Consider the following 10,769-nt stretch of genomic DNA (forward strand, 5'->3'; position numbering starts at 1 on the left):
TGGGTATCGGGATGATGGGCTTGAGCTACCTGGCTCTACCGCTGCTGGCACCTTGGCCGACGGCAGGCGTGTTGACGCAGGTGGCCCTGCTTTCCTTGGGTTCCATCCTCTGCTTCCCGCTCTTTGCCGCCCAACTGCCCCGCTACGCCCCTCCCGAGCTGCTCGGCAGCTACTACGGCTTTTATGCAAGCGCTGGCGGCTGCATGGCGCTCTTTGGCAACCTGCTCATCGGTTTTATGTTGGGGGATGCGGGCAGCCGCCCCGCCACAGTCATCTGGCTGCTGCTGGCGATGATTGGTTTGCTCGCCGGTATCGGCCTCTACAGGTTTCTGCCATCCACAAAAACCGGCTGCCACTCCAACTAGCCCCATTGCCACTCCTACAGAGCGGTTCATCTGGCCTGCAGAACACGATCGACAGTGATGATCCGTCACAGCTATCCCAATAAAACTGAGTGTGGTGCCAAGGCTCCACACTCTATCAGGGGGCCGGATGCCCCTGTGGATCAGTACGCATGATTACAGGCTGATCACGGTCCCGGTCTTGCCAGCGATCCCCTCGGCCGCCTTCTCCAGCAAGGTGATCAGGGATTTTCGTCCCGGCATGGAGGTCGCGAACGAGAGCGCCGCCTCCACCTTGGGCAACATGGAGCCCTTGGCAAACTGCCCCTGGGCGATAAAGCTGTTGGCATCGGCCACGCTCAGGGTATCGAGCCACTGCACATCGGGCTTGCCGAAGTTGATGGCGACTTTCTCCACGGCGGTAAGGATGATCAGCATGTCGGCATCGATGAGCTCCGCCAGCTTGGCACTGGCCCAATCCTTGTCGATCACCGCGCTGGCGCCGCGCAGGTGATTGCCTTCGCGCAGCACCGGAATGCCGCCGCCACCGACGGTGATCACCACCTGACCGGCGACCAGCATGGCAGAGACGGTCTCTTTCTCGATGATATCGACGGGTTTGGGAGATGCGACCACCCGGCGATAGCCACGACCGGCGTCCTCTTTGAGCCGCTCGCCCTTGGCCATCAGCGCCTCGGCCTCCTCCTTGCTGAAGAAACCGCCGATGGGCTTGCTGGGGTCGAGGAAGGCGGGATCATTTTTATCCACCTCAACCTGGGTCACCAGCGTGGCGACCGGCTTGTGAATGCCGCGTTCCAGCAGGGCTTCACGCAGGGCATTTTGCAGGTCATAACCGATATAACCCTGACTCAGGGCCACGCAGACCGACATGGGCAGATGGGGGGACTTGGGCTCGTGGCGGGCCGCCACTTCGAACGCCTGCTGGATCATCCCCACCTGCGGCCCGTTGCCGTGGGTGACCACCACCTCGTGCCCCTGGGCGATCAGGTCGGCGATGGTGTGCGCCGTGCTCTGCACCGCCTTCATCTGCTCGGGCAGGTTATTGCCCAGCGCATTGCCGCCAAGGGCCAGTACGATTCTCTGTTTCATCTTGTTATCTCCAGTGATGGGACAAGCCGGCGCGATACCGGCCCACCTTTCGTTGTTCACATAACCTTGCTGCTCTGCGTGTTTCGAGCAGATTGTCAGCCGGCCACTATGGGGCAAGGCGAGTGCAGATCCGGCGCCAGGGCCGGATCAAAGGGTGCCCTGGCCAGAAAGCGGCCATGACCACGCCGCCCCAGAAACTCGCCATCGCGAGCGACTATCGCGCCGCGACTGAGGGTCATCCTGATCTGGCCGGGGCAGTGCATCCCCTCGTAGGGGCTGTAGTCACCGTTGTCATGCAGCGCGGCATGGCGGATCAGGGTCTCGCCACGGGGATCTATCAGCACCAGATCGGCATCAGATCCCGGTTGCAAGTTGCCCTTGCGCGGCCAGAGGCCAAACAGGCGCGCCGGGTTGGCGCTGGTGAGCGCCACGAAGCGGGACGGCGAGATGCGCCCGCCCAATACCCCGTGGGCAAACAGCAGCAGCATCCGGTTTTCGACCCCGGGCAAGCCGTTGGGGCAGCGGCTGAAATCGCCGCCTGACAGGGTCATGCGCTGGGCATGGGAGAAGTTGCAGTGATCGGTCGCCACCGTGTCGATGTCGCCCGCAGCGATGCCGACCCACAGCTTGTCCTGCTCGCGGCGCGAGCGCAGCGGCGGGCTGAGCAGATAGTCGACCCCGTTCTCCCGGTAGTAACAGCTGTCATCGAGCAGCAGATATTGCGGGCAGGTCTCCACCCAGACCGGTTGGCCCTGACGGCGCGCCAATTTCAGATACTCCAGCCCCAGTCCGTTTGAAAGGTGGACGATATAGAGCGGGGCATTGCCAGCGAGCCCCGCCAGATTGATCATCCGGGCCACCGCCTCCGCCTCGCACTCCAGCGGGCGGCTTTGCGGGTGATACCAGGGCTCATGGTGACCGGCGGCCAGCAGGGCCGCCCGGCGCGCCGCGATGGCGGCGTCGTTCTCGGGATGGACGGTGGCGAGCGCCCCCACCTCTTTGAGGCGGGCCAGGGCGCGCAGCACGTCATGGTCCCCCAGCTTGTACTGGTAGGTGAGATAGAGCTTGAAGCTGCTGATCCCCTCCTCCTGCACCATGGCGGCCATTTCGTGGAGGATGGCGTCATCCACATGCTGGATCACGCCGTGAAAGCTGTAGTCGATCACCGCCTGATCGGCGGCGTAGTCGTGATAGCGGGCCAGCTGGTGATGCAGGTTGCACCCCGCCGGGCCAAATCCCATATGATCGACGATGGTGGTGGTGCCACCACAGGCGGCGGCACGGGTACCGCTGAAAAAGTCATCGCAACTGCGGGCAATGCCCACGTCGATGTTGAAGTGGGTATGGACGTCGATGCCGCCCGGCATCACATAGCAGCCGCTGGCATCGATCACGTCGGTCTCGCCATCGGGCTGGATAGCGGCGGCTCGCGCGCGGATCACCCCGTTCTCGATCAGCAGATCCTGACGATATTCACCCTGCGCATCGACCAGCACACCGTTTTTGATCAGCCGTTTCATCCCCACCACCTCGAACATCACTTCAAACAGCAAAGCCCCGCCTCAATGGAGACGGGGCACTTGCCACACTTGCGACAGCCGGGCGGCGATGGCAGTCACCACCCAGCGGCCCCCTTACTTGTCCAGCTCAGCCAGATAGAGCATGGGGATCACGGCGTACATGGCGGCGCACTTGACCAGATGCTCTTTCCAGGTCTTCTCGTTCGGGGCGTGGGCCTCCGGCTCTTTACCCGGGCCAAAACCGATGACCGGAATACCGTGGCGACCCATGATGGAGACCCCGTTGGTCGAGAAGGTCCACTTGTCCACCACCGGCTCCTTGTTGAACAGCTCACGATAAGCCTTGGAGAGGGTTTTGACGGTGATGTGATCCTCTTCCACCTTCCAGGTCGGGAAGTAGCACTCGGTCGGATAGACCAGACCGGTATAGGCCGGACGGTCGTACTGGTACATGGAGACCTCGGCACCGGCGGCTTGCACCGCAGGCAGGGCGCGGATCTCGTCCAGCGCACCTTGCCAAGTCTCGCCCCAGGTGAGGCGACGGTCGATGGAGACGGCGCAGCTATCCGCCACGGCGCAGCGGCTTGGCGAAGTGAAGAAGATCTCGGAGACGGTCAGGGTACCCTTGCCGAGGAAGTCGTCATGACCGAGGTTGTGGCTGAGCTCCTGCAATTCGCCGAGGATCGGGCCCATCTTGAAGATGGCGTTGTCACCGCGCTCCGGCGCAGAGCCGTGGCAGCTGACCCCCTGCACCTCGACGCGGATCTCCATGCGGCCGCGCTGGCCACGGTAGATCTGGCAGTCGGTGGGCTCAGTACTGACCACGAACTCGGGGCGGATCTTGCTCTGCTCGATGATGTACTGCCAGCAGAGGCCGTCGCAATCCTCCTCCTGTACGGTACCGGTCACCAGCAGGGTGTACTGATCTTCCAGCCCCAGATCCTTGATGATCTTGCCCGCATAGACCATGGAGGCCATGCCGCCTTCTTGGTCAGATGCGCCACGGCCGCCGATGATCTCGTGATCTTCCATCCCCTCATAGGGGTCGAACTTCCAGTTGGCCATGTTGCCGACGCCCACGGTATCGATGTGGGCATCCATGGCGATCAGGTGCGGGCCGTGGCCGATATAGCCCAGCACGTTACCCATGGGGTCGATCTCGACCTTGTCAAAGCCAACCTTCTCCATCTCCTGCTTGATGCGCAGCACCACCCGCTCTTCATCGCAGCTCTCGCTCGGGATAGCGATCATGTCGCGCAGGAACTGACTCATCTCGGCCTTGTACTGGTAGGCCTTCTCCAACACCATTTCAAACGGAATTTGCTTGCTCATTGTGATTCTCCATAACAACTGAGAGTGCGCGGCCTGTTCGTCGGCAGCGCCCTGTGCCCGTTACCGCGCCCCGTTGACGAGGCGCGATCAGTTCTTCAATTCGTGTCTCTGCTCTGGCGGGAGAGTTAGTCGCAGGCAGGATGTTTGCCTTCCCACACCACTTCCCGGTAGTGGGTCACATCGGTGTCCCCTTCGGTGTTGATGATGAGTACGACCGAGTTGCTATCCAGCCCGAGGCGCGCCATCAGCGCCGCGCGATCCGGGTGGTGACGCACCGCCGCCAACACGCCGGTGCCGACCGAGCCGGATTCGCCGGAGATGATGCGTGGATCATTGCCAAGGGGGTTGCCCAGCACCCGCATGCCCAGCGCCGACACCTTGTCGTGGCAGGAGATAAACTGGGTGGTGCAGCTTCTGAGCAATGGCCAACCGAGGGGGTTGGGTTCACCACAGGCGAGACCTGCCATGATGGTGTGCATGTCGCCCCCCACGTTGACCATCTCCCCCGCCACGCCGGAGCGGTAGATGCAGTCGGCCTGATCCGGCTCGACCACGATACTGTGCAGATTTTTCGCCCCGAAGCAGTCCACCAGATAGCCGAGCACACCGCCCGCCAGCGCCCCGACCCCGGCCTGCAGCAGCACGTGGGTCGGCTGCTTGATGCCCATATCCTGCATCTGCTCGACCGCTTCGTCGGCCAGGGTGGAGTACCCCTGCATGATCCAGGTCGGGATCTTGGTGTAACCCTCCCAGGCGGTGTCCTGCACTATGTGCCAGCCGCGCTCTTCGGCCATCTTCATGGTCAGGCGCACGGTGTCGTCGTAGTTCATGTCGGTGACGATGCACTCGGCACCGAGATTGAGAATGTGGTCCACCCGCTCCTGGGCCGAGCCCTTGGGCATGTAGACCACCGCATGCTGGCCCACCTGCTTGGCGGCCCAGGCGACGCCACGACCGTGGTTGCCATCTGTGGTGGTGGCGAAGGTCATCGGCTCCTTGATGGTGCGTTTGATGAGATCGAAGGAGAAATCCTCGATGGCCACCCCGTATTTTTCACAGAGCAGGTTGGCGATGGCATAAACGCCACCCAGCATCTTGAAGGCATTGAGGCCAAAACGCTTTGACTCGTCCTTGACCAATATATTTTTCACCCCGATATAGGCGGCTAGATCTTTCAGGTCGCACAATGGGGTCGGCTCATAACCGGCCAGTTTTTTATGAAAAGCGCGAGCCTTTTGTGCTTCAACACGGGAAAACAGCGGTGATGGCTCGGCGGTAAAAAAGCGGTTATCGGCAATATCCATCTTCAAAGAAAATTGGGACATGCTTACCTCACTAGGCGTTACCTGACAAAGAGCTGCCTCGCCGGGAGATCCGTTATTCAGATACCACGGGGAGAAAACTCGAAATAATGGATTCGACAGCGTGGGCAGGATGAATATTCACCCTGCCCTGCCGTTATTTATTTCACCCGCTTTTGCGCCTCTTTAATCAGATTTTCCAGGGTTTCTGCCGGGGCGGAGAATTTACGGGCCATGATCATGGCGGCGATAATATAGGGCTTCCAGCTCGCCTCTTTGTAAGTGGCGATACGGTATTTCTCGAATACCCCTTCGGTTACTTCGCCCTCTTTGCAGGAGACTCCGGAAATATCGGCCGGCAGGCAGTGCATATAGAGCGCTTCGCCCCCCTTGGTGAGTTTCATCATCTCTTCAGTGCAGTGCCAATCCTTGTGCTTGGCGTTCTGCTCCAGGCAGTGTTTCTCCAGCTCTTTGAGGCCGGCGTGGTCATTGGCGCGCAGCAACTCGGTGCGCTGCTCCATCACCTTGTAGGGGGCCCAGGACTTGGGATAGACGATGTCGGCATCCTTGAACGCCTCTTCCATGGAGGTGACCTGACGGAAGCTGCCGCCGGAGGCCTTGGCATTCTCCTTGGCCACTTCGATCACATCCGGGATCAGGTCATACCCTTCCGGGTGGGCCAGGGTCACGTCCATACCGAAACGGGTCATCAGACCTATGATGCCCTGGGGCACGGAGAGCGGCTTGCCGTAGCTGGGTGAATAGGCCCAGGTCATGGCAATCTTCTTGCCCTTGAGGCTCTCCAGGCTGCCAAAGTGCTCCTGCAACCAGGCGAGATCAGCCATGGACTGGGTCGGGTGATCAATATCGCACTGCAGGTTGACCAGCGCCGGACGCTGGGGCAGCACCCCCTTCTCGAACCCTTCATCCAGCGCAGCGCCCACCTCGCGCATATAGGCGTTACCGGCACCGAGGAACATATCGTCACGGATCCCGATGGCATCGGCGCAAAACGAGATCATGTTGGCGGTTTCACGGACGGTCTCGCCGTGGGCGATCTGGGATTTGCCCTCGTCCAGATCCTGCTGGGCCAGACCGAGCAGGTTCAGGGCAGAGGCGTAAGAGAAGCGGGTTCGGGTGGAGTTATCGCGGAAAACCGAGATACCGAGCCCGCTGTTAAACAGTTTGGTGCAGATATTTTCGGCGCGCAGGGTCTTGAGGGATTCGGCCAGTTTCAATACCAGCTCCAGCTCCTGAGGCGTTTGCTCCCAGGTCAGCAGAAAATCTTTTTCATGCAGGTTGGATTTGAGTGCTCTGATCTCTTTGATTAATTCGTTAACTGCTTTCATCGTTCGCCCCAATCATTGGATGAGATATGGATAGCTCCCCTTTCACTCACGATGTCACCAGCATCCCGGTTGTGGGTGAGCGCGTCGGTTAGCGTCGATATGAGGCAATCAATAACCATGCCAAACCAATAAAATGCAGGCAGATATTAATAAATGGCGAAAGTGTGTGATGCCCCCCACAAAATCAGCGGCTATTTAAGCGGTTTATTCCATAAAAGGATGGATAGGGTGGCCAAGCCATAAAATAGCCGAGTGATAATAATCAGAGGCGATATCTCGGCATCGGTGAGAATTATCATCAAAGGTCAGTTTCAGGGGCTGAAATGATATCAGTGGGGCTGTCGTTATCATTATGATAATGCCCGCAGCACCTTTTCTCTTGGAATGATCTCTCCAGCGTTGACACTGCTGCTATCTCGCCTCCCCTGCACTCCCGTATCACCTCTCGCCTTATCTTCCGGCCACATCGCTGGGCGCGGTTGGCCCAAGGTGCTAACGTGAATACGCCAGCTGCGCATCTGTCTCGGATGCTCAGAAGAGGCCGACGTTCACTGCCGCAACTGCGCGGAAGAACCTGCATGACTTACATCTTTGAGGGATTATCTATGTCCAGGAATGCTGCTCTGCTCATCACCCTGACCCTGCTCGGGATCACCCCTGCCCACGCCATCAGTGCCAAATATGCCGAGCAACTGGAGCGATCCGGCTGCACCCAGGTTACCGAGGCGCAGGGCTGTGACATTCACAAAACCAAAGCGGAAAATGCCAAGGCGGGATTTGGCGCGGCCGCCCCTGCCGCGGAGGGCGGTCTGAATCTGAGCTATGAGCAGAAGCTGGAGCGTTCGGGCTGCACTCAGGTAAGCGAGCTCAATGGCTGCGATATCAACAAAACCAAGGCTGAGAACGCGGCTGCCGGCGTTGGCAATGCTCCGGCCGCGGCAACCAGCACCAGCCCCTATGAAGGCAACTGGATCGCCACCTTCCCTCAAACCGGCGCCACCGTGGCCAATATCCGCATCGATGGCAAGGATCAGGTGTGGGTCAACGACAAGAAGGTCAATGCCAAGAAATCCGATGGCGCGCTGGTGTTCAAGGATGGCATGGTCATCTACACCATTCAGGGGGATCGCCGCATCAAGGGTGAAGATGGCTGGGTCGATAATGATGCCGGCACCAAGGGGCCCATCAACGCCAAGTAAGCAGCTGACCACGAAATGACGGGGAGCGCGGGCTCCCCGTTTCACCCCTGATTGCCCATCTCTTCCAATGACCAGCTCCGCCAGTGAGGGGCCAGAATCAATACCTCCTGTTCCAGCCAAGTCCCGTCTGTGATCAGTTTCTCAAGCCAGGGAACGCCTGCCGGCGTGCCATGATCATCGACCTGATCAGCCTGCTTCGTCACACGCCAGGGCACCTTGCCACTGCCCGTTGCAAAGGTGCGTACCGGACGGGCGTAGTGATCCAGATAAGGCTGCAGCTCACAGGGAAGCCAGAGCATGGCCGGTCGATTTAGCTCACGCGCCAGCTCGATGGCAATATCGATACCCCGTTGATCGAGATCGCCAAAATGGGCCACTGCACGCTTACAGGCAGCAGCGGGATTAGCTGTTTGGCCAGGGTGGTATTGCGACCGGGGGCAAAGAGCAGCAGTTGCCCGGGTTGCAGCGGGTAGTCGACGAAGGCCCCCTTATTCTCCACCGTAATAACCCGCTCCCCTTGCCAGCCGATGGCCGCCAGCGTGCCCAGAGTCCGCTCCGGCAACGCCAATTCCTCCAGCAGTGCCATCATTGCCGTCATATCGTGCTGCTGACCCTGCCGATCGACCAGTGAGAGCGGTTCGAGGGTACGGATGCGGATCACCTCATCTTGCGTGAGCGACAAGTCCGCAAGCTGTGGCGCGGCAAGGGATGCTGATCGCGGATGCTTGCTGTCCCCATGCCAGAGGGCATAAAAGCAGGCCTGATTGAGCCGTGCAGGCAAACTCACTCCCAGACGTTGCAGCTGCTCGCCCTTGTTCGGTTCGGGGTGCTCTGCCCGTGCCAGTTGTTCGGTCAGAAAAGTCCGCCCCGCGTCGGTCAACGCATAAGGAGCACCACGGCCAACCGGCGTGATCCCGCCAACTGCCTGCAACAGATCCTTCAACTCGCGGCCATGCCGACTCTCAAGGGGGCACCCCTTTCCGTTCTGGCTATCGAGCAACCGTGCACACAAATCCTGTACCCGCACCTCATCAAACAGCGACATCCTCACCTCTCCATGTGGCTTCACATGACGAAGTAGAGGTGATTTTCCCTGTCATTACCGTGACCGGCTTCGCAAGCGGTTCTTATCAGCCCCGCCATGCATGGCCCGTTACTGGTAAACCCGCCACAAAGGGAGCAAGCTGGTTTGATATAGAGATACGCTGCGCTCTTCGCGGCACGACAACGCGATACCCGCTTTCACAAGGGCTTGCCATGACCGACGCCACAGACCCATCGCCATCCTCTTCCTGGCATCTTTCGGATATCCGCGAGCTGGCGCACCTGCTGACTCTGGCGCTGCCCGCCGCGGTAGAGATCACCGAAGCAGTGCATCAGGCGGTACTGAGCGGTATGGGGCTCAAGGGACGGGATGAGGGAAAAACAGCCGGGATCACCGGGCTGGTCTACAAGGGGGTACATGGCACCGCCAACACCCTGGGCAGCGGCATCAACCATCTGCTCAACCGCCTGCCAGCCACACCGCCGCCCCACCAGATCCCCGAAACCCCGAAACGTGCGGCCCTGATCGCCACGCTCAACGGCGTGTTGGGGGACAAGCTGGTCGAACACCACAATGCCCTCGCCACCCCCATGACACTGCGCTATCAGGGCAAGCCCCTCGATTGGCAGGCGATGCCAAAGGATCTACCCCGCGAGGGACGGGTGCTGCTGATGATCCATGGCCTCTGCATGAACGATCTGCAGTGGCAGACCGAGCATCAAGGCAAACCGGTCAATCACGGAGAGCAACTTGCCGCCGCGCTTGGCTATCTGCCTCTTTATTTGCGCTACAACTCGGGCCTGCCCATCGCACAAAACGGGCAGCAACTTGCCCTGTTGCTGGAGCAGTTGCTCGCCCACTGGCCGGGAGAGCTCAAAGAGATAACGATAATGGGCTACAGCATGGGTGGACTGGTTGCCCGCAGCGCCTGCCACCATGCCAGCGTGGCCGGGCTCACCTGGCCTGCGCACCTTGCCAACCTGATATTTCTCGGCACACCACACCACGGCGCGCCGCTCGAACATGCCGGTCACTGGCTGGAACAGTTGCTGCCCGCTACCGCCTACAGCGAACCCTTCGTCAGGCTGGCACGGCTGCGCAGTGCAGGCATCAAGGATCTGCGCCACGGCAAGGTGATCGATGAAGTGGCCCAACCCGACCCCGCCGCGCCCTTGCGCGATCCCCGCGTCCCACTCCCCTTGCCCTGCAGCGTCAACTGCTATGCCATCGCCGCAACCACTGCCGCCAAGCGCAGCCTGCTGGCCGACCGGCTGATTGGCGATGGACTGGTGCCGCTACGCAGCGCCCTCGGTCAGCACAACGAAGCGCGCCATCAGCTGGCCTTTCTGCCCGCCCATACCCTGATTGTCTATCGCACCAGTCATATGGCCCTGCTCGCCAACCCGCAGGTTGGCCAGCAACTGCTGCGCTGGCTCAGCCCAACGGGCGGCCTCTTCTGCTGCACAGCCCGAAACATCGCCTGACTGACCAACCCGGTGGTCATTCGCTCCCCCATCGCATAACCCACTATCTCACAGGTAAACACATCCTTGAGACCAGCCAGATAAAGCC

The 10,769-nt window shown here is 60.3% G+C and carries 7 protein-coding genes and 3 pseudogenes; 3 read left to right on the forward strand and 7 right to left on the reverse strand.

All coding sequences use genetic code 11. The features are described from left to right. Nucleotides 1-365, forward strand: a pseudogene (locus tag AB5Y85_RS11265) (MFS transporter); the annotation flags it as partial. 153 nt (nucleotides 366-518) lie between these two features. Here the strand turns inward: AB5Y85_RS11265 and arcC are convergent. The 5 genes from arcC to ygeW all read right to left on the reverse strand — a co-directional run bounded on the left by arcC (nucleotide 519) and on the right by ygeW (nucleotide 6,953). Then, on the reverse strand, nucleotides 519-1,451 hold the full coding sequence (gene arcC / locus AB5Y85_RS11270; protein WP_257687550.1) for a carbamate kinase: 933 nt from the start codon (nucleotides 1,449-1,451) through the stop codon (nucleotides 519-521). Nucleotides 1,452-1,546: 95 nt separating this feature from the next. Continuing rightward, nucleotides 1,547-2,971 carry a dihydropyrimidinase gene (gene hydA, locus AB5Y85_RS11275; RefSeq protein WP_257687556.1) on the reverse strand — a complete coding sequence of 475 codons (1,425 nt, stop codon included), beginning with the start codon at nucleotides 2,969-2,971 and terminating at the stop codon, nucleotides 1,547-1,549. A 114-nt stretch (nucleotides 2,972-3,085) separates the two neighbouring features. Further along, the gene (locus tag AB5Y85_RS11280) at nucleotides 3,086-4,303 is read right to left on the reverse strand and encodes a YgeY family selenium metabolism-linked hydrolase (protein ID WP_069528193.1); all 1,218 of its coding nucleotides are present in this window, start codon (nucleotides 4,301-4,303) and stop codon (nucleotides 3,086-3,088) included. Nucleotides 4,304-4,428: 125 nt separating this feature from the next. Then, entirely contained in the window at nucleotides 4,429-5,628 is a 1,200-nt protein-coding gene (gene dpaL / locus AB5Y85_RS11285; RefSeq protein WP_257687551.1) for a diaminopropionate ammonia-lyase, read from the reverse strand. A gap of 137 nt (nucleotides 5,629-5,765) precedes the next feature. Next, nucleotides 5,766-6,953, reverse strand: a complete 1,188-nt coding sequence (gene ygeW, locus AB5Y85_RS11290; RefSeq protein WP_005336811.1) for a knotted carbamoyltransferase YgeW — start codon at nucleotides 6,951-6,953, stop codon at nucleotides 5,766-5,768. Nucleotides 6,954-7,558: 605 nt separating this feature from the next. Here ygeW and AB5Y85_RS11295 point away from each other — a divergent pair. Continuing rightward, nucleotides 7,559-8,152: a hypothetical protein gene (locus tag AB5Y85_RS11295; protein WP_257687552.1), complete on the forward strand. Its 594-nt coding sequence runs from the start codon at nucleotides 7,559-7,561 to the stop codon at nucleotides 8,150-8,152. Between the two features lie 41 nt (nucleotides 8,153-8,193). Here the strand turns inward: AB5Y85_RS11295 and AB5Y85_RS11300 are convergent. Then, a pseudogene (locus AB5Y85_RS11300) lies at nucleotides 8,194-9,197 on the reverse strand (Wadjet anti-phage system protein JetD domain-containing protein). A gap of 212 nt (nucleotides 9,198-9,409) precedes the next feature. On the opposite strand from AB5Y85_RS11300, the gene AB5Y85_RS11305 reads away from it, so the two are divergent. After that, a complete protein-coding gene (locus tag AB5Y85_RS11305; protein ID WP_257687553.1) occupies nucleotides 9,410-10,681 on the forward strand; it encodes an alpha/beta hydrolase in 1,272 nt (423 codons plus the stop codon). On the opposite strand, the pseudogene AB5Y85_RS11310 reads toward AB5Y85_RS11305, so the two are convergent. After that, a pseudogene (locus tag AB5Y85_RS11310) lies at nucleotides 10,633-10,769 on the reverse strand (IS3 family transposase); the annotation flags it as partial. The gene AB5Y85_RS11305 and the pseudogene AB5Y85_RS11310 sit on opposite strands and share 49 nt — an antisense overlap.

This window comes from Aeromonas sp. R3-1 (assembly GCF_040908345.1).
Classification (GTDB): domain Bacteria; phylum Pseudomonadota; class Gammaproteobacteria; order Enterobacterales; family Aeromonadaceae; genus Aeromonas; species Aeromonas veronii.

Bases quoted from the DNA above. Each gene is read 5' to 3' on its own strand.
- AB5Y85_RS11305 (WP_257687553.1), top strand. From the start codon at position 9,410: ATGACCGACGCCACAGACCCATCGCCATCCTCTTCCTGGCATCTTTCG.
- arcC (WP_257687550.1), bottom strand. From the start codon at position 1,451: ATGAAACAGAGAATCGTACTGGCCCTTGGCGGCAATGCGCTGGGCAAT.
- AB5Y85_RS11280 (WP_069528193.1), bottom strand. From the start codon at position 4,303: ATGAGCAAGCAAATTCCGTTTGAAATGGTGTTGGAGAAGGCCTACCAG.
- hydA (WP_257687556.1), bottom strand. From the start codon at position 2,971: ATGAAACGGCTGATCAAAAACGGTGTGCTGGTCGATGCGCAGGGTGAA.
- ygeW (WP_005336811.1), bottom strand. From the start codon at position 6,953: ATGAAAGCAGTTAACGAATTAATCAAAGAGATCAGAGCACTCAAATCC.
- AB5Y85_RS11295 (WP_257687552.1), top strand. From the start codon at position 7,559: ATGTCCAGGAATGCTGCTCTGCTCATCACCCTGACCCTGCTCGGGATC.
- dpaL (WP_257687551.1), bottom strand. From the start codon at position 5,628: ATGTCCCAATTTTCTTTGAAGATGGATATTGCCGATAACCGCTTTTTT.